Genomic DNA, 17,877 nt, shown 5'->3' with positions numbered 1-17,877 from the left:
CGCGCGGGCACACTGCCGGGCGTGAACGAGATCCCGCGGTTCCTGCGCCCGTTCGTCGCCGAGCATCCCGACCTGCCGTCGCCCGTGGCGGTCGCACCCAACCTCGACCTCTACCTGCCCGACGCCGTGTCGGGTCCGCACCCGGTCGTGCTGCTCGTCCACGGCGGACCGATCCCCGACGACTTCGCCCCGACACCCCGGGCCTGGCCGGTCTACATCGGATACGCGGCCCTGCTGCGGGCCGCCGGAGTCGCGGCCGCCGTCGTCGACCACCGCTACCACGTCGTCGACGGCCCCGACGGCCCGACCGTCGACGCGGTCACCGCCGCCGCCGACGTGGCTGCCGCCGTCGAGGCGCTGCGCGCGCACCCCGACGTCGCCGGCGACCGCGTCGTCCTCTGGGCGTTCTCCGGCGCGGGGCTGCTCTGCGCCGACTGGCTGCGGGACCGGCCCGCGTGGCTGCGGGCCATCTTCCTCAGCTACCCGCTGCTCGCGTCGCCCGCGCCGCATCTGCCGGCCGAGGACCGCCTGCACCTCGACCCGCGCTTCGCCCCGATCGACGCGGTCGCCGGAGCCGGCGCCGACGCCCCGCCGATCGTCCTGACCCGCGCCGGCCGCGAACGCCCGCTGCTCGCCGGCTTCGTGGCCGCGTTCGTCGCCGCCGCGGCCGCGGCCCCGCTCGAGATCATCGACGTCCCCGACGGCCAGCACTCCTTCGACGTGCTCGACGACACCGGCGAATCCCGCGCCGCCCTCCACGCCGCCGTCGCGAGAGCGGTCGCGGTCCTCGAGGACGGTCATTGATCACTTAGGGCGGCGCCGAATAGGCGGGTTACGCGCCCGCGCTCGGCATCATCGGCGGCTGGCTGGTCGCCGGCTGGCTCGGGCGGTCGTTCCTGCGCGCCCGGTCGGCGGAGCGCGCCGGGCCGTGATGCGAGAATCGCCTACATGATCGCTCCCACCCTCGACGACGTGCGCTCCGCCGCCGACCGGATCGCCGGCGTCGCCCACCGCACCCCGGTCGTGCGCTCCCGGACGCTCGACGCGCGGGCCGGCGCCGAGGTGTTCCTCAAATGCGAGAACCTCCAGCGGATCGGGGCGTTCAAGTTCCGCGGCGCCTACAACGCGGTGTCGCGGCTCTCGGCGGCGCAGCTGGCGCGGGGCATCGCGGCGTACTCGTCCGGCAACCACGCCCAGGCCGTCGCCCTCGCCGCCCGGGAGCTGGGCAGCACCGCGGTCATCCTGATGCCCGAGGACACGCCGTCGTCGAAGCAGGCGGCGGTCGCCGGCTACGGAGCGGAGATCCGGACCTACGACCGCTACACCGGCGACCGGGTCGCGCTCGGAGAGGCGCTCGCGGCGGAGCGGGGGCTCGCGCTGATCCCGCCGTACGAGCACCCGCACGTGATCGCCGGCCAGGGCACCGCTGCGCTGGAGCTGCTCGACGAGGCCGGCGCGCTCGACGTGGTGGTGGCGCCGGTCGGCGGCGGCGGGCTGATCGCCGGCACCGCCACCGCCGCGAAGGGCCTGTTTCCCGGCATCCGGGTGGTCGGGGTCGAGCCGGTCGACGGTGACGACACCCGCCGGTCGCTGGCCGCCGGATCGCGGGTCCGGATCCCGGTGCCGCGCACCATCGCCGACGGGCAGGCCGCCGACATCCCCGGCGAGCTGACCTTCTCCGTCAACCGCAGGCTCGTCGACGAGATCGTCCTCGTGAGCGACGACCAGATCCGCGACGCGATGCGGTTCGCGTTCGACCGGCTCAAGATCGTGCTGGAACCCAGCGGCGCGACCGGGCTCGCCGCCGTGCTGACCGGCGGGCTCAGCGGCCGGGTCGGGGTGATCCTCTCCGGCGGCAACGTCGACACAACCCGGTTCGCGGCCCTGCTGGCCAGCTGACCATGTGTGGGAAGGTTGACGGGTGAACCTGGAAGACCTCGTCCGGCTGCGGCGGGCCCGCGACGCGATGGACCGCGACTACGCGGAGCCCCTCGACGTGCCGGCGCTGGCCCGGGTCGCGCTGATGTCGCCGGGGCACTTCGCGCGCAGCTTCCGGGCCGCGTTCGGCGAGACGCCCTACAGCTACCTGATGACCCGCCGCATCGAGCGGGCCAAGGCCCTGCTGCGCCGCGGCGACCTCACCGTCACCGAGGTCTGCATGGCGGTCGGCTGCACGTCGCTGGGGTCGTTCAGCTCCCGCTTCACCGAGCTCGTCGGCGAGAGCCCGAGCGCGTACCGGGCCCGCAGCCACGACGACGGCGCCACCATCCCGGCCTGCATGGCCAAGATCCACACGCGCCCGGTCCGGAGGGCGTGACCGCGACCCCGTAGCGTGACCGGCATGGCCATCTCGCTCTCCACCTGCTTCATCGCCGTCGACGACTTCGACAAGGCGATCGCGTTCTACCGCGACGTCCTCGGCATGGAGGTCCGCAACGACGTCGGCTTCGAAGGCATGCGCTGGGTGACCGTCGGCTCGCCCGAGCAGCCCGGCGTCGACATCGTCCTCGAACCGCCGCTGGCCGACCCCAACGCCTCGCCGGCCGACAAGCAGAACATGTCGGAACTGCTGGCCAAGGGGCTGCTGCGCGGGGTCATCTTCACCACCGACGACGTCGACGGCACGTTCGAACGCATCCGGGCCGCGGGTGGCGAGGTGCTCCAGGAGCCGATGGACCAGCCCTACGGGGTGCGGGACTGTGCCTTCCGCGACCCCTCAGGGAACATGCTGCGCTTCAACCAGCCCCGGCCGCGGCAATGAGAAAGGCAGGGGAATCATCTCCCTGCCACTATTAACGTATAGCGCACCGGGGGTCTTGCGGCAAGACCCCCGTCTTGTCGCAGAATTGCCAGCCGAAGCCAGGACCTGCGTAAACGCGGGCCTCGCGACACTTCGGCGAATGGGCGGTTCATGTTTGACGTAGTCATTGCCGGCGGCGGACCCACCGGGCTGATGCTGGCCACCGAGTTGCGGCTGCACGGCCTGCGGACGGTGGTGCTCGAGAAGGAGCGGGTGCCGCCGCCGTTCGTGCGGGCCATGGGCCTGCACGTGCGCAGCATCGAGATCATGGACCAGCGCGGCGTGCTGGACCGGTTCCTCGCGCTCGGCACGCAGTACCCGCTCGGCGGCTTCTTCGCCGGCATCCAGAAGCCCGCGCCGTCGCGGCTCGAAACGGCACACGGGTACGTGCTCGGCATCCCCCAGACGACCATCGACCGGCTGCTGGAGGAGTGGGCGGTCGAGCGCGGCGCCGAGATCCGGCGCGGCGCCGAGGTGGTCGACCTTCGCCAGGACGCCGACGGGGTGACCGTCACGTTGGCCGACGGGTCGTCGGTGGCGGGGCGTTACCTCGTTGGCTGCGACGGCGGGCGCAGCACCGTGCGCAAGCTGCTCGGCGTCGGTTTCCCGGGCGAGCCCAGCCGGGTGGAGACGCTGATCGGCGAGATGGAGATCACCGCGTCGCCGGAGACGGTGGCGTCGGTGACCGCGTCCGTCCGCGAGACGCAGAAGCGCTTCGGGTTCATGCCGCTCGGCGACGGCACGTACCGGATGATCGTCCCCGCTCCTGGGGTTTCCGCTGATCGGGCCGCTCCGCCGACGCTGGAGGAGGTGCGGGCGGCGCTCGTGTCGCTGACGGGCACCGACTTCGGGGTGCACTCGCCGCGGTGGCTGTCCCGGTTCGGCGACGCGACGCGGCTGGCGGGGCGCTACCGGGTGGGGCGGGCGTTCCTGGCCGGCGACGCCGCGCACATCCACCCGCCGACCGGTGGGCAGGGCCTCAACCTTGGTGTGCAGGACGCGTTCAACCTGGGGTGGAAGCTGGTGGCCGCGGTCGGTGGATGGGCGCCGGACGATCTGCTGGACAGCTACGAGACCGAGCGGCGGCCGGTGGCGGCGGACGTGCTCAACAACACCCGGGCGCAGATCGAGCTGATGTCGACGGAGCCGGGCCCGCAGGCGGTGCGGCAGCTCCTGTCGGAGTTGATGGACTTCGACGAGGTGTCCCGCTACCTGACCGAGAAGATCACCGCGATCTCGGTACGGTACGACTTCGGCGCTGACGTCCCTGACCTCGTCGGGCGGCGGCTGCGCGACGTGCGGCTCAAGAGCGGGCGGCTGTACGAGCTCATGCGCGGCGGGCGTGGGCTGCTCCTCGACCAGACGGGGCGCCTGTCGGTGACGGGGTGGCCCGACCGGGTCGACCACGTGGTGGAGGTGAGCGAGGAGCTTGACGCGCCGGCCGTGCTGCTGCGGCCCGACGGCCACGTGGCCTGGGTGGGCGACGATCAGTCCTCGCTGGACGGTGAGTTGTCACGCTGGTTCGGGGCGGCCGCCAGCTGAACGGCGGCGCGCGGCCGCTCACGCCGCGATCGCAACGGCCCGTTCCTATGCGGAAACCGCTAGGAACGGGCCGTTCCTTGCGGTTCCAGCAGGGCCTTCGCGTCGGCGACGGCGGGGAGCAGCACCTCGGGGTCCGGCCGCAGGCGGGCGATGATGTCGTCGAGCGGGCGCAGGCCGGCGCGCTGCAGGAGGCGCTTCTCGTTGGTGACCCATTCGCCGCGTTCGGCGAGGACGGCGTGGGCGGTCTGCATCGCGGCGGTGGCCAAGGCGCCGGCGACCTCGGTGGCCTGGCCGCGCGGGGCGTAGGCGGACCGGGCGTAGCCGAGCGTCATGGCGGCCCGCCGCCGCCACACCGGCGGTGCGGCCTCGCGCAGCGGCGCCGGGAACTGCGGGTGCGGCAACGTGCCACGCAGCACCCGGTTGTTGGCCAGCTCGGCGGCGAGCAAGTAGCTGGGCACGCCGGCCAGGTGGAACAGCAGCGCTTCCCAGTGAAAGCGGCCCTGCCGGGCCTCGGCGAGCTCGTGCTCGACCGCGGCCAGGTCCCGGTAGTGCACGTCGACCTGACGCCCCTCGACGGTGAGCCATGCACCGCCGTTGAACACGCCGCCGCCCCAGCCGCCGATCTCGGACACCTCGCCGGGCCAGCCGATCGCCCGCAGCCGCTCCGGGTCGAAGGCGCCCCGGTAGTAGACCGCGACGTCCCAGTCGCTGTCGGGCCGGTGGGTGCCGGCGGCCCGGGAGCCGCCGAGCGTCACCGCCTCGACCGTCGGCAGGGCCGCCAACCGGTCGGCGACAGCCTGGAGGAACGCTTCGTCAGTCATCAGACCCGTTCCGCTCGATTAGCGAATTACCAATACCGGTAATTCAATAATCTCGAACGGAGGTCCGCGACCGAAATTCCGGCTACACCATAATGACCGTTATGGTGTAACGCCCTTTGCGCCCGCGATTAGGGTGACGCCGTGACCGGATTCGCGCGGCGGCCGTCGTGGACAGCGACGCCCGGGGCGCTGCGCCGCGAAGTCGACCGGATCTGCGGCTCCCCGGTCGTCGGCAGCCGCGACGTGCACGGCGGAATGTCCCCGGGCCCAGCCGCGCTGCTGGACCTGGCCGACGGGCGCCAGGTGTTCGTGAAGGCCGTCTCGCGGGACGCCAGCATCGGCTCGCATCGCGCCTACGAGCGGGAGGCGGCCACCCTCGCGGCGTTACCAGCCGGCGCGCCCGCCCCGGAGCTGTTCGGCTGCGCCCGGGTCGGTGGCTGGCTGGCGCTGGTGATGTCGGTGGCCGCCGGGGAGGCCGCCGACCCGCCGTGGACGGCCGACGGGGTCAGGCTCGTCGGAGCAGCGTGCGCGACCATCGGGTCCCTTGCCGCGCCGCCGACGCTGCCGCCGATCGCGGCGCTGCTCACGGACCTCGACGGTTGGGAACGACTGACCGACCGGGACGAGTGGGAGGGACGGCATGCGCCGGCCCTGGTGGCCCTGGCCTCGGGCTGGCGTGCCTGGACTGCCGGCGACCGTCTGGTGCACCAGGACGTGCGCGGGGACAACGCGGTCGTCGACCGGCCCGGCGGCCGCGCGACGCTGGTCGACTGGAGCTTCGGCTGCGCCGGGGCGCCGTGGTTGGACCGGGCGCGGCTCGCCGCCGACATCGTCTGCGCCGGCCACCGCGACGGCGCTGCACTCGCGGCCGCCGTCGAGGTGCTGGACACGCTGCCAGGCGAAGCGGTCCGGTTCGTCGCCGCGTTGGCGGGGATGTGGCGCTACCGCTCGACACTGCCGGCCCTATCCGGTCATCCGACACTGCGCGGCTGGCAGGCCCGTCGCGCCATCGCCATCCGGCCGCTCCTCGCGGCCCTGCTCTGAGGTCAGCCGAGCAGGGGAACGAGATCGGTCAAGGTGGTGATGGTGTGCGTCGCCGTGAGATGGGGTGGCAGGCGGCGGCCGTCGCGGCTGAGGAACGCGGTGGCGATGCCCAGCGCGGCGGCCCCGACGACATCGGCCGCGGGTGAGTCGCCGACATGCACCATTTCGCCGGTGGCCACGCCCAGCCGCCGCAGCGCCAGGGCGAACGGCTCCGGTCGCGGTTTGTAGGCGCGGGCGTCCTCGCTGGTCACCACGGCGGCCACGGTGATGCGGTGGTGGTCCAGTACCGCGCGGAGGCGGTCATTGTCGGCGTCCGAGACCAGGCAGACAGGGACCTTTACGGCCGCCAGGAACGGGAGGCTGTCCGCGAACAGCGGCGGCCGCGGTGGGGGTGGCGGCGCCACGTCGACGCGTACGCCGAAGTGGGTTGCCGTTGCGGTGAGGCTGCTGGTGTTGAGGTCGGCGAGGGTGCGGAAGGCCGGCCCGTGCGCGGCGTCGGCCATCGCCCAGATGCGGGTGTCCCATTCGGTGGCGACGTCCTCCGGGTCGACGCCGGCCCGGGCGGCGATCGCCGCGACGACCTCGTGGGCCCACGTCTCGTCGTCGCGCACGAGCGTGCCGTAGACGTCGCACAGCACCGCCGCGTACACGCCGCCGATCGTAAATGCCGGTGCGCCCGGCGGCGCGGGTCGGGTAGAACGGGACCGTGCTGGACGCGCTGCGGGCCCGGGCCGAGGCTGATCCCGACGTGCTGGGGCTGGTGTTGTCGGGCTCGCAGGCCCGGGGGATGGGCGGCCCGCACTCCGACCACGACGTGTTCGTCGTCGTGCGGGAACACGGTGGTCAGTGGGTCAGGGTGCGGGCCGGGCTCGACCTCGCCGTCCTGACCGTCGAGGAGCTCGCGGACACGTCCGACCGGTGGCAGCGCTACGCGTACCGTGGCGCGGTCGTGCTCCTCGACCGGCTCGACGGGCGCATCGCGGCGCTGGTGCGGGCCCAGGGCGAGCTGGCACCGTCCGAAGTGGACGGGTTCGTGCGGGAGAACCTCGACGGGTACGTGAACTTCGTCTACCGGGCCGCGAAGAGCCGCCGTGACGGCCACGACGACCTGGCCCGGCTCGACGAGATCGAGGCGGCGCCGTGGTTCATGTGGACGCTGTTCGCGTTGTACGGGCGGGTGCGTCCCTACAACAAGTACCTGCGGTGGGAGCTGGACAACCATCCGCTGCCCGCGCCGTGGACCGTTGAGCGGCTGGTTCCGGCGTTGACCGGGCGGCCGTCGGCGTTGTTCGCACCTCTCGAGCGACTCGCCCGCGAGCGCGGCTTCGGTGACGTGGTCGACGCCTGGGGCGACGACCTCGACCTGCTGCGTTAGGGCGGCGCCGGCCGGGTCAGCAGCACGACGGTGTCCAGGACGCGGTGCCAGTCGAGGTCCGTCAGCGGGCGGTCGGCGAGGGCGCCGAGGCTGGCCATCGCGGTCAGGACGCGTTCGCGGTCGGGGATCTGCTCGGCGGCGAACCGTGGTGAGCGGGCGAACCGGACCAGCGAGTCGGGCAGCGCCGCGGGCCCGGCGTCGCCGTCGCCGTCGCTCAGGTCGACCCGCAGCTCCGCGCCGAGCGCGGCGGCCAGCGCGGTGACCGCGGCGAGCGTCGGGTTGCCGCGACCGTTCTCCAGGTTGGCGATGTAGGGGACCGACAGCCTGGCGTCGGCGGCGACCGAGGCGATCGTGCGACCGGCCGCGGTGCGCCGCACCCGCAGCCGCCGACCCAGCTCGACTATCTCCACACGAGCATCTTGCCAGATGTTGTCCCGTGAGAATAGTGTCCGCGGCCATGGGACTGCTGCGCCGCAACCGCGCGTACCGCCGCCTCTATGTGGCCGGCGCGGTCGACGGCTTCGGCTCGTGGCTGCTGGTCTTCGCCGCGCCGCTGCACGTGTACGCGGTGACCGGCTCCGCCATGTCGACCGGGCTCGCGCTGGCGGTGCAGGCGGTGCCGGCCCTGCTGGTCGCGCCGTGGGCGGGCGTCGCCGTCGACCGGTGGCCGCGGGTCCGGATCATCGTGCTGGCCAACCTCGCCAGCGCGGCCGGGGTCGCCCTGATGCTCAGCCCCGACCTGATCTTCGTAGGCCTGTTCGTCGAGGCCGCGGCCGGCTGTTTCCTGCGCCCGGCCCTGCGCGCGCTGACCCCCACGGTCGTGCCGGATCCGGCCGACCTGGCGACGGCGAACGCCCTGACCACGTTCACCGACAGCGCGTACCGCATGATCGGTCCACCGCTCGGCACCGCGCTCGTGGCCGCGGGCTGGTTTCCCGCGGTGGTGGCGGCCGACGCGCTGTCCTATGTGGTCGCGGCCGCGTTGGTCGTGGGCCTGCCCGGCGGGCGCAGCGCCGGCGCCCGGGTGCTCATCCGCGACGGTGTGCGCGCCCTGGCCCGGACGCCGGTGCTGCGCGGGCTGGCCGTGGCGAGCAGCCTCTACTGGACCGCGAACGCGGCGCTGACGGTGCTGCTGATCCCGTTCGCGGTCGACCGGCTCGGCGGATCCGGCCAGGTGGTCGGCTGGCTGATCGCCGCCCTCGGCCTCGGCTACCTCACTGGTTCGGCGCTGGCCCGCCCACTCATCCTGCGGTACGCGACGCGGACCGTGGTGTCGCTCGGCTATGCGCTGGTCGGGGTCTGCTTCCTGGTCGCGTTCACCGCCGGGTCGGTGCCGCGGGCGCTGGTCGCGGTCGGCCTGAGCGGCGTGCCGGGCGCGGTGTGCCAGATCGCCGTCGGGCACCGCATCCAGGTGTCCACACCGGACGCGGTGCTCGGCCGGGTCGCGGCGGGCTTCCACCTGACCGACGCCTTGGCCGCGGTGACCGGCGCCCTGCTGGCGCCGCTGCTGCTGGGGATGGCCGGTCTTCCGCTGGCACTGGTCCTGCTGAGCCTGACGGTTGTCGCCGTGGGTCTGCTCGCGATGGCCCTGCTTCCAGCCGGCGCCGTTTCGTGGCCGTGGCGTCATGACGTTGACCCGGGCGACGAGCACACCGCCCGCGCTGGCAATGCGGTCCGCTGACCGACGCACGCGGCGTGCCGCGCCGCACCGCCCGCGTTGGCCGGTGCGTGCGGCGACCGGGCCTCCCATCCGCGCGGCGCCGCTCGCGTTGGCCGGTGCGTGCGGCGACGTGGCCTCCCATCCGCGCGGCGCCGCTCGCGTTGGCCGGTGCGTGCGGCGACGTGGCCTCCCACCCGCGCGGCGCCGCTCGCGTTGGCCGGTGCGTGCGGCGACGCGGCCTCCCACCCGCGCGGCGCCGTCCGCCTCGGCCGGTCCCTGCGGGCGACGCGGCCTGCTGGTGTCCGCGCGGCACCGCGTTGCGCCGGCCGCTCGGTCCGCTGGGCGACCGACGCGGCCGGCCGCCCGCGTGGCACGGCGCAGACCTCGGTGCCGTGCCGGCAACCAGCGTTCCGACCTAGCCGGCCGCGGCGTGGGCGTCCGCCATCACCAGGTCGGCGTTGATCATGGCGCCGGCGTTCAGGCCCGCGGCCGCGCTGACGATCACCTGGGCGCGCAGGTCGGTGACGTTGCCGGCGACATAGACGCCCGGCACGGACGTGGCCCCGTTGGCGTCGGCCTTGACGGCCACGCCGACCTCGACGTCCCCCATCTTCACCGGCTCGGTCTCCACGCCCAGGCCGCTCAGCAGTTCGTCGCGGGCCGTCATCCGGGTCGGCGTCACCCACACGTCGCGGGTCAGGGTGTCGCCGCCGGACAGGTGGGCGGTGCGGTCCGGGTCGAGGGCGGTGATGCGCTCGTCGACGACGGTGACGCCGCGGGCGGCGAGCAGTTTCGCGTCCTCGGCGCTCGGGGCCGGCTGGCCGTGGAGGACCACGGTGACGTCGGCGCTCCACTGCCGCCACAAAAGGGCCGGGTGGGTGACCGCCGGCGTGGTCGCGATGATGCCGATCGCCTGGTCGCGGACCTCCCAACCATGGCAGTACGGGCAGTGCAGCACATCCCGGCCCAACCGCCCGGCCACGCCGGGGATGTCGGGCAGCTCGTCGGTCAGCCCGGTCGTCACCAGGAGCCGGCGCGCCCGCAGTTCCCGACCGTCGTCGAGCGCGACCGTGAAGCCGTCGCCGTCGGGCTTGGCCGCGATGGCCGTACCCGTGACGAAGGTGGCGCCGTAGCCCGCGACCTCGGACCGGCCGAGGGCGAGCAGCTCCGCGGGCGGCGTGCCGTCGCGGGTGAGGAAGTTGTGCACGTGGCCGGCGGCCGCGTTGCGCGGGGTGCCATTGTCGACGACCAGCACGGAGCGCCGCGCGCGGGCCAGGGTGAGCGCGCCGGCCAGCCCAGCGGGGCCGCCGCCGACGACGATGACGTCATACGTTTCCATGCGGTCCACGGTCGCTCGGCTGGCGGGACGGTGGCAACATTCGTTGCCGCTCTGGCAAATTTGAGCACATGGACCCGCGTACGGTCGGCGAACGGTTGCGGGCGCTGCGCAAGCAACGTGGCGCCACCCTGGCCGAGCTCTCCGAAACGACCGGCATCTCGGTCAGCACCCTGTCGCGTCTGGAGGCCGGCCGCCGCCGACCGACGCTCGAGCTGCTGCTGCCGCTGGCCCGGGCGCACCAGGTGCCGCTCGACGAGCTGGTCGGCGCGCCCGAGACCGGCGACCCGCGCGTGCACGCCCGCCCGATCCGGCACGGCGCCGTCACGTGGCTGCCGCTGAGCCGCCGACCGGGTGGGCTGCAGGCGTTCAAGCAGATCCTGCCGGCCCGCTACCCGGGACACGACCACGAGCTGCAACGACACGAGGGGTACGAGTGGATGTACGTGCTCTCCGGCCGCGTACGCCTGCAGCTCGGGGATCATGATCTGACCCTGCGTGACGGGGAGGCGGCGGAGTTCGACACGCGGACGCCGCACGCGATCAGCAATCCCTTCGCCGAGCCGGCCGAGGTGCTCAGCCTGTTCGGGCCGCAGGGGGAGCGGATGCACGTGCGGGCGCGGCCTAAGGGTGCAGGGTCGCGCCCTTGAGGATCTTGTCGACGTCGGCGCGGGGGCCGTGCACGGCGATGCCGACGAGGTCCAGCTTGTCGGCGTGGACGGCGGCGACCGCGGCCCGGTTGTCGGCGTCGTTGCCGGTCGCGAACAGGTCCGCGGTGAACACCGCCGGCGTCAGGCCGCGGCGCAGCGCCCGCTCCCTCGCGGTCGTGAGCAGCGCGGCGGCACCGGCGAAGACCAGCACGGGCTGCCGGAACATCGGGAGGTACGGGGTGCCGTCCGCATCCGCGTACGGCTGGCCGATCGTCTCGGGCCGCGTGCCGGCGATGCCGCTGACCAGGAACGCGGTCACGTTGAGCCGCTGCCACCCGGCCAGGTCGTCCCGGAGCAGCACGGCGATCTTGGTGTCGAACCTCAGCATGCGTAGTAGCGTGCCGCCGGTCCGGGTGGCCGGTCTTGTACGTTCCTGACATGGACGGCCAGCGGCTGCGGGCCTGGCGACCGGCGGTGCCCGGCGTCGCCGAGGTGCTGCACGCCCGGTTCGTGACGCACGCCTACCCTCCGCACACCCACGACGCGTGGACGCTGCTGGTCGTCGACGACGGCGCGATCCACTACGACCTGGACCGCCACGGCCACGGCGCGGTCGCCGACGTGGTCACCCTGCTGCCGCCGGACGTGCCGCACGACGGCCGGGCCGCGACGCCGTCCGGTTTCGTGAAGCGGGTCGTCTACCTGGAGGCCGACGTGGTGGGTCGCGACCTGACGGGCGCGGCGGTCGACCATCCGGCGCTGGCCGATCCGCTGCTGCGGCGCCGGGTCGCGGAGCTGCATCTGGTGCTCGACGGTCCGGGTGACGAGATGCACGCGGAGAGCCGGCTGGCGCTGGTCGTGGAGCGGCTGCGCGGCCACCTCGGCGGGGCGGCGCCGGCGCCGTCGCCGGGCCGCGGTCTGGCGCGGGACCTGCGTGATCTGCTGGACGCGCACGTGCCGGCCGGTCTGACCCTGGCCGCGGCGGCCGAGTCGTTGGGGGCGCACCCGACCCATCTGGTGCGGGCGTTCACGGCGGCGTTCGGGCTGCCACCGCATGCCTATCTGGTCGGCCGCCGCGTCGACCGCGCCCGGCGGCTGCTGCTGGCGGGACAGCCGGCGGCGTCGGTCGCAGCGGCGGCGGGCTTCTACGACCAGGCCCACCTGACGAGAACGTTCCGCCGCTACCTCGGCACGACGCCGGCGAAGTTCGCGACGTCCCGGTGAGCGGCGCGGCGTGGCGGCGGGCCGCCGCGGCGAACCGTGGCTAGCGTTCGCCGCGTGACCTCGCTCGTGCCGGCAGCCCGCGGCGTGCCGGCGCCGCGTACCGGTGCGGGCGAGTTCACCGACGCCTGGCTCGCCAACCGGCGGCTGTCGGTCCACACGCGAGCGGCCTACAGGCGGGACGTGAGCGCCTGGCTGCGCTGGTGCACGGACCACGGTGTCGATCCGCTGGCCGCGTCGTTCCTCGACGTGAATGCCTATGCCCGCCATGCGGAGGAGACCGCCGCGCCCACGACGGTCGCCCGGAAGATATCGGCCCTGTCGAGCTGGTACGACTTCCTCGTCAAACTCCGCGCCCTCGACGCGAACCCGGTGGCCGGCGCCGACCGTCCCCGGGTCGACCGCGACCACTCGGCAACCGTCGGCCTAGCGCCGGAGGAGGTCGACGCGCTGCTGCGGTCGGCGGCCGCTATGACGGGCCCGACCGCCGCCCGGACCCGCGCCGCCCTGGCGCTGCTGGCCGATCTCGGCCTGCGGGTGGGCGAGCTCGTCTCGCTGGATGTGGCAGACCTGGGGGAGGAGCGCGGGCACCGCAGCATCCGCTTCACCGGCAAGGGCGGCAAGCACCGCCGGCGGGCGCTGACCCCCGGCACGGCGGCGGCGGTCGACGCGTATCTGGCCGAACGCGCGGCGGCCGGCGGCGTCCCGGTCGCGGAGCTGACCGGTCCGCTGCTGGCCACGGCGTCGGGCGGGCGTTTGGACCGACACGCGGTGTTCCGGCTCGTCCGCAAGGTGGCCCGGGAGGCCGGCATCCCGGCCGCCGACAGGCTGTCGCCGCACTCGTTGCGGCACGCGTTCGCTACGACGGCGCGTGCGGAAGGCGTCGCCCTGGAGGACGTCCAGGACGCGATGGGACACGCGGACCCGCGCACGACCCGCCGCTACGACCGCGACCGCCACAACCTCGACCGCGACCCGGCCTACGCCATCTGGTCCGCCCGCGCCCGCCGCACCCCCTGAGCCGCCGCGCCCGCACGCTAGCCCACGCGCTGCACTCCGCGAGCCACGCTGCGCGTCGCACGCTTGCACTGCAAAGGCGCCTCGTCCGGCCACGCCGGACCGCTCTCCGCGCTGCGCGAGCCCTGCCACCCCGAGCACCGTGCTCCGCACCCGATGCCGCGGGCCGCGCCGTGCGCGGCATCGATTCAGCGGGCCTCGCGCCGCACCCGCGCCGCACCCGCGCCGCACCCGCGCCGCACCTCGTGCCGCACCTCGTGCCGCACGCTTGCGCTGCAGCCGCGCCTCGCGCCGCATCGCTTCGGTGCGTCGCGCCGCACCCGCGCCAGACCACGCTGCGCAGCGCGGTCGAGGAGCTGATCCGGCAGCGGGCCGAGCGGTCCTAGCCGGCGAGCTCCTTCTCCAGCGGCGTGCGGAACTTCGGCTTGACCCGGGCGTCGCCCAGCCAGTCCTCGAGCTCGCCGGCGGCCGCGGTGATCCGCTTCGCGGTGGCGGCCGGCACCTCTTCGAGCAGCCGGTGGACGACTCGACCGTCGGGGCGCTGCGTCCAGCCACCCACGACCCGCCCGTTGACCCATACCGTCGGCCCGGGGTTGCCCGAGCGGTCGAACAGCGCCGGCGCGTGCGGCCCCAGATACCACTCGCGGCCGACCCAACCCATGATCGTCGGATCGAGCGCGGGCAGCAGCGCCACCCACGGCTCGGGCGCCTCGACGGGCGCGATGTCGGACGCCAGGACCACGCCGGTCTCGCCGCCGTCGAGGGTGACCGTTTCGACGTCGAGGGCGGCCAGCGCGGCCTTGGTCTGCGCGCCGGTCCAGCCCGTCCACCACTTGAGGTCGGCCGGCGTGCCGGGCCCGAACCGGGCCAGCCATAGTCGGGCCAGCTCCGCCCGCGCGGTCGGCGCGTCGTGGCGGTGCAGGCCGCCCTCGACCCAGGCCTCGGCCGGCGCCCACTCGTATTGGGTGGACAGCCAGGTGCCGCGCGGTCGCCCGCGGACGATCAGGCCCTGCATCGACAGCAGGTTGAGCACGCGGGAGGTGATCGCCGGCTTCGCGCCGTAGCTCTTGTCCTCGTCGATCGACAGCAGCGTGCGTAGGCGCGGTTCGTCGGCCGCCAGCTGCGCCGCGGTGGCCGAGCCGCGGGACCGCAGCGCGGCCAGCGTGCCCTGCTCGACGTCGCGCAGCCAGTCGTCGCCGTAGTCGTGGCCCGCCTCGGCCAGGTGCTTGAGGAGCAGCTTGCGTTGCACTACGGCGATCGCGTCGGTGCAGGCCGCCTGCACGATCGGGGCGTGCTCGACGGGGGCGATGAACATCGTGCGGCGCATGCCGAGCATCCGGATCAGCGTGCGGTCCGCGTATAACGCGTGCTCGATGTCCTTGATGACCGGCGCGTGCATCCGCGCCGCGGCGCCCAGATAGACGGTGGCCGCGTCGGTGGCGTGCAGCACGACGAGGTCGCGGGTGACCTCGACCGGGTCGTGGGCGGACGGGCCGGCCAGGCGATGTCGCACGGCCAGGCGGGCCCGGTGCTCGGTCACGTCGATGTGTCGCGTCACGCCAAGGATCGTCGCACGGCCCACCGACAGAAACCGCCCCGATGCAAAGCAACACTTGCAAAGACTCCTTGGCAAAGATAGCTTTGCATACATGACGGACCGCGAAGTGAACCTCGACGCCACCCTGCTGCGGGGCCTGGCCCACCCCCTGCGGGTCCGCATCCTCGGCCTGCTGCGCGAACACGGCCCGGCGACAGCGACCACGCTGGCCGAGCGGCTGGGCCAGTCGACCGGGGCGACCAGCTACCACCTGCGGATCCTGGCCAACTACGGCTTCGTGGTCGACGACCCCGAGCGCAACGTCGGCCGCGAGCGCTGGTGGAAGGCCGCCCACCGCGGCACCCGCCTCGACATCAACCCGGAGATGCCGTCCGCTGACACGGAGGGCTACCTGCGCGCCGTCGCCAACCAGTACGCGGACCGCGTCGTCCGCTACCTCGACGAGATGGCGTCACTGCCGCCGCACTGGATCGAGCCGTTCACGATCAGCGACTTCCCGCTGCGGCTCACGGCCGCCGAGGCCAAGGAGCTGCACGAGGCGATTTTCGCCTTCGCGGAGCGCTACCGGCGCGACGACGCCGACACCCCGCACCCCGAGGGCGCCGAGCGGGTCGTGCTGCAGGTGCAGATCCTGCCGTTCCCGGAGCCGCCGGAGGAGGGCCGGTGAGCCGCCGCGGGGCCCTGACAGCGCTGCTCACGGCCGACACGATCTCGGCCGTCGGCACCCGGATGAGCGCGCTCGCGCTGCCGTGGTTCGTCCTGGTCAGCACCGGTTCGGCCACCCGCGCCGGTGTGGTCGCGTTCGTCGAGATGCTGCCCTACGTGCTGGCCGCGGCCGCCGGCGGTCCGCTGATCGACCGCATCGGCGGGCGCCGGTTCAGCGTCGGCGCCGACGCCGTCAGCGCGCTCGCCCTGGCGGCGATCCCGCTGCTGCACGAGCGGATCGGGTTCGGGGGCCTGCTGGTGCTGGTCGGCATCGCGGGCGGCCTGCGCGGTTTCAGCGACACCGCCAAGGAGGCGATCTTCCCGCGGGTGGCCCGGGAGTCCGGGATGGAGATGACCCGGGCCGCCAGCCTCCAGGACGGGCTGCACCGGCTGGCCACGCTGCTCGGCGCCCCGGCCGGCGGCGCGCTCCTCGCGGTTCTCGACGCGCCGATCGTGCTGCTCTTCGACGCGGCCACTTTCGCCTTCGGTGCGGTGGTCGTACTCCTGCTGGTCCGCGTGCCACCGGCCGAAGCGCCCGAGGAGCACGAGCCGTACGCCAAGGCTCTGCGGTCCGGTCTGACCTTCCTGCGCCGTGACCGGCTGGTCGGGGCGGTCGTCGTCATGATCTTCGCGACCAACCTCTTCGACGCGGCGTACAACTCGGTGTTGTTGCCCACCTGGGCCAAGCTGCTCGGTTCGCCCGTCCTGCTCGGGCTGGCCAGCGCGTCGTTCGGGATCGGCGCGGTGCTGGGCAACATCGTCTTCACGGCGTACGCGCCGCGGGCACCGCGCTGGGCCCTGTTCACCATCGGGTTCATGGTCGGCGGCGCGCCCCGCTATCTCGCCGCCGGGTTCAGCGACGAGGTGTGGCTGCTCTACGCCGTCTCGTTCGCTGCCGGCCTGGGCATCGCGGCGATCAACCCGATCCTCGGCGCGGTCATCTACGAGCGGGTTCCGGCGCACATGATGGCCCGCGTGCAGGGCGCGCTCACGGCGGTGACCTGGGCCGGCATACCGCTCGGCGGCCTGCTCGGCGGCGCGGCGGCGGGCGCGGTGGGCGTACACGTGGCGTTGATCGGCACCGGTCTGCTCTATCTGGCGGTCACGCTGCTGCCATTGATCCAGCCGGCGTGGCGCGATCTGGACGTGCGGCCGGCGCCGGCGCAGTCGGCCGAGCCGAAGGCCGCTCCGGTCGAAGAGCCGGTGTGATCACTCGCCGAGGCGGCGGCGGAGCACCTCGATCATCGTCGTCGCCGCGGCGAGCTGGTATTCGAGGCTCACGATCCGGACGGCCGCGTCCAGCCGCAGCCCGTCGTCGACGAGATGCCGGGCGCGGTCGGCCCGCTGCAGGTCGGCGCGGCTGTAGCGGCGGTGGCCGCCACCGGACCGGTGCGCCTCGAAGAGCCCGGCCTGCTCGACGGCGCGGAGGAACGCGGGCGTGACACCGAGGGTGTCGGCGGCGGCGCCCATCGCGTACGCGGGATAGTTCGCGTCGTCGAGCGCGCCGGCGCCGGGTGTCTGCATGGTTCCTCCTGATCGCGGACCCGCCGGTGCAGCGGGGGCCGGCGGGTCCGTCGCGGTCGCTTTCCTCAGGCGCTGGCGCCCTCGATGACCTTGTGGTCGTTGCCGGCGCGGGTCACCTCGATGCGGCGCGGCTTGGCCCGCTCGGCGACCGGGATCGTCAGGTGCAGCACGCCGTCGCTGTATTCGGCGCGGATCGCGTCGATGTCGAGGCCCTCACCCAGCACGAGCTGACGCCGGTAGGTGCCGGCCTGCCGCTCGGACACCAGGTAGGTCGCGTCGTCCGGGTCGTGCCGGCGGCGCTCGGCCTGGACGGTCAGGGTGTTGTTCTCGGCGGAGACGTCGAGGGTGTCGACGTCGATGCCCGGCATGTCGAAGCGCACGACGAACGTGTCGCCGGTGCGCAGGCAGTCCATCGGCATGAGCGAGGGCGTGCGGGCGGCGCCGAACACCTCGCTGGCGAGCCGGTCGAAGTCGCGGAACGGGTCGAAACGCATCATGATCAGCACACCTCCGGTCGTATGGGTGGCCAGGTTTCCTGTGCCTGGCGACGCGGAAATTCTATATCCGGCGATGCAGATTTCAAAACCCGTGGTGAACCTTTTTGCCTCGCGGTGGTACCCACAT

General features: G+C 73.7%; 21 protein-coding genes. 13 read left to right on the top strand and 8 right to left on the bottom strand.

All coding sequences use genetic code 11. The features are described 5' to 3' along the window. The first annotated feature begins 21 nt into the window (after positions 1-21). From O7635_RS30060 to rox, 5 genes are all read left to right on the top strand, one after another. On the top strand, positions 22-804 hold the full coding sequence (locus O7635_RS30060; RefSeq protein WP_278083862.1) for an alpha/beta hydrolase: 783 nt from the start codon (positions 22-24) through the stop codon (positions 802-804). A gap of 144 nt (positions 805-948) precedes the next feature. After that, positions 949-1,899: a pyridoxal-phosphate dependent enzyme gene (locus tag O7635_RS30055; protein ID WP_278083861.1), complete on the top strand. Its 951-nt coding sequence runs from the start codon at positions 949-951 to the stop codon at positions 1,897-1,899. A 67-nt stretch (positions 1,900-1,966) separates the two neighbouring features. After that, entirely contained in the window at positions 1,967-2,317 is a 351-nt protein-coding gene (locus tag O7635_RS30050) for a helix-turn-helix transcriptional regulator (protein ID WP_278085602.1), read from the top strand. 24 nt (positions 2,318-2,341) lie between these two features. After that, complete coding sequence (locus O7635_RS30045; protein ID WP_278083860.1) at positions 2,342-2,761, top strand: VOC family protein; 420 nt, start codon at positions 2,342-2,344, stop codon at positions 2,759-2,761. 150 nt (positions 2,762-2,911) lie between these two features. Beyond that, positions 2,912-4,342 (top strand): rifampin monooxygenase, encoded by a 1,431-nt coding sequence (gene rox / locus O7635_RS30040; RefSeq protein ID WP_278083859.1) that lies wholly within the window; start codon positions 2,912-2,914, stop codon positions 4,340-4,342. Between the two features lie 59 nt (positions 4,343-4,401). Here rox and O7635_RS30035 read toward each other — a convergent pair whose 3' ends face one another. Further along, a complete protein-coding gene (locus O7635_RS30035) occupies positions 4,402-5,163 on the bottom strand; it encodes a nucleotidyltransferase domain-containing protein (RefSeq protein WP_278083858.1) in 762 nt (253 codons plus the stop codon). Positions 5,164-5,304: 141 nt separating this feature from the next. Here O7635_RS30035 and O7635_RS30030 point away from each other — a divergent pair, with 141 nt between their 5' ends. Further along, the gene (locus O7635_RS30030) at positions 5,305-6,207 is read left to right on the top strand and encodes a phosphotransferase (RefSeq protein ID WP_278083857.1); all 903 of its coding nucleotides are present in this window, start codon (positions 5,305-5,307) and stop codon (positions 6,205-6,207) included. A gap of 2 nt (positions 6,208-6,209) precedes the next feature. Here O7635_RS30030 and O7635_RS30025 read toward each other — a convergent pair whose 3' ends face one another. Continuing rightward, positions 6,210-6,857, bottom strand: a complete 648-nt coding sequence (locus tag O7635_RS30025) for an HAD family hydrolase (protein ID WP_278083856.1) — start codon at positions 6,855-6,857, stop codon at positions 6,210-6,212. Between the two features lie 56 nt (positions 6,858-6,913). Here O7635_RS30025 and O7635_RS30020 point away from each other — a divergent pair, with 56 nt between their 5' ends. Further along, a complete protein-coding gene (locus tag O7635_RS30020; RefSeq protein ID WP_278083855.1) occupies positions 6,914-7,582 on the top strand; it encodes a nucleotidyltransferase domain-containing protein in 669 nt (222 codons plus the stop codon). Here the strand turns inward: O7635_RS30020 and O7635_RS30015 are convergent. Further along, entirely contained in the window at positions 7,579-7,992 is a 414-nt protein-coding gene (locus tag O7635_RS30015; protein ID WP_278083854.1) for a helix-turn-helix transcriptional regulator, read from the bottom strand. The genes O7635_RS30020 and O7635_RS30015 overlap by 4 nt on opposite strands. 47 nt (positions 7,993-8,039) lie before the next feature. On the opposite strand from O7635_RS30015, the gene O7635_RS30010 reads away from it, so the two are divergent. Beyond that, positions 8,040-9,263, top strand: a complete 1,224-nt coding sequence (locus tag O7635_RS30010) for an MFS transporter (RefSeq protein WP_278083853.1) — start codon at positions 8,040-8,042, stop codon at positions 9,261-9,263. 394 nt (positions 9,264-9,657) lie between these two features. Here O7635_RS30010 and O7635_RS30005 read toward each other — a convergent pair whose 3' ends face one another. Continuing rightward, positions 9,658-10,581, bottom strand: a complete 924-nt coding sequence (locus O7635_RS30005) for an NAD(P)/FAD-dependent oxidoreductase (protein WP_278083852.1) — start codon at positions 10,579-10,581, stop codon at positions 9,658-9,660. A 68-nt stretch (positions 10,582-10,649) separates the two neighbouring features. Between O7635_RS30005 and O7635_RS30000 the strand changes: the two genes are divergently transcribed. Further along, positions 10,650-11,228: an XRE family transcriptional regulator gene (locus O7635_RS30000; protein ID WP_278083851.1), complete on the top strand. Its 579-nt coding sequence runs from the start codon at positions 10,650-10,652 to the stop codon at positions 11,226-11,228. On the opposite strand, the gene O7635_RS29995 is transcribed toward O7635_RS30000, so the two are convergent. After that, a complete protein-coding gene (locus O7635_RS29995) occupies positions 11,203-11,616 on the bottom strand; it encodes a DUF2000 domain-containing protein (RefSeq protein ID WP_278083850.1) in 414 nt (137 codons plus the stop codon). The two genes, O7635_RS30000 and O7635_RS29995, sit on opposite strands and share 26 nt — an antisense overlap. A 50-nt stretch (positions 11,617-11,666) precedes the next feature. Between O7635_RS29995 and O7635_RS29990 the strand changes: the two genes are divergently transcribed. Next, positions 11,667-12,452, top strand: a complete 786-nt coding sequence (locus O7635_RS29990; protein WP_278083849.1) for an AraC family transcriptional regulator — start codon at positions 11,667-11,669, stop codon at positions 12,450-12,452. A gap of 54 nt (positions 12,453-12,506) precedes the next feature. After that, a complete protein-coding gene (locus O7635_RS29985) occupies positions 12,507-13,469 on the top strand; it encodes a tyrosine-type recombinase/integrase (RefSeq protein ID WP_278083848.1) in 963 nt (320 codons plus the stop codon). A 379-nt stretch (positions 13,470-13,848) separates the two neighbouring features. Here O7635_RS29985 and O7635_RS29980 read toward each other — a convergent pair whose 3' ends face one another. After that, a complete protein-coding gene (locus O7635_RS29980) occupies positions 13,849-15,024 on the bottom strand; it encodes a winged helix DNA-binding domain-containing protein (protein WP_278083847.1) in 1,176 nt (391 codons plus the stop codon). 91 nt (positions 15,025-15,115) lie between these two features. Here O7635_RS29980 and O7635_RS29975 point away from each other — a divergent pair, with 91 nt between their 5' ends. Then, a complete protein-coding gene (locus O7635_RS29975; protein WP_278083846.1) occupies positions 15,116-15,691 on the top strand; it encodes a metalloregulator ArsR/SmtB family transcription factor in 576 nt (191 codons plus the stop codon). Next, complete coding sequence (locus tag O7635_RS29970; RefSeq protein WP_278083845.1) at positions 15,688-16,938, top strand: MFS transporter; 1,251 nt, start codon at positions 15,688-15,690, stop codon at positions 16,936-16,938. The genes O7635_RS29975 and O7635_RS29970 overlap by 4 nt, the downstream gene beginning before the upstream one ends. On the opposite strand, the gene O7635_RS29965 is transcribed toward O7635_RS29970, so the two are convergent. Beyond that, on the bottom strand, positions 16,939-17,253 hold the full coding sequence (locus O7635_RS29965; protein WP_278083844.1) for a helix-turn-helix domain-containing protein: 315 nt from the start codon (positions 17,251-17,253) through the stop codon (positions 16,939-16,941). 65 nt (positions 17,254-17,318) lie between these two features. Beyond that, positions 17,319-17,750, bottom strand: a complete 432-nt coding sequence (locus O7635_RS29960) for an Hsp20/alpha crystallin family protein (RefSeq protein WP_347405309.1) — start codon at positions 17,748-17,750, stop codon at positions 17,319-17,321. Between the last annotated feature and the right edge of the window lie 127 nt (positions 17,751-17,877).

Origin of the sequence: Asanoa sp. WMMD1127 (genome assembly GCF_029626225.1) — a bacterium.
Taxonomy (GTDB): Bacteria; Actinomycetota; Actinomycetes; order Mycobacteriales; family Micromonosporaceae; genus Asanoa.
Note: the sequence above shows the minus strand (reverse complement) of the source record. Positions and strands in the feature narration are given on the sequence as shown.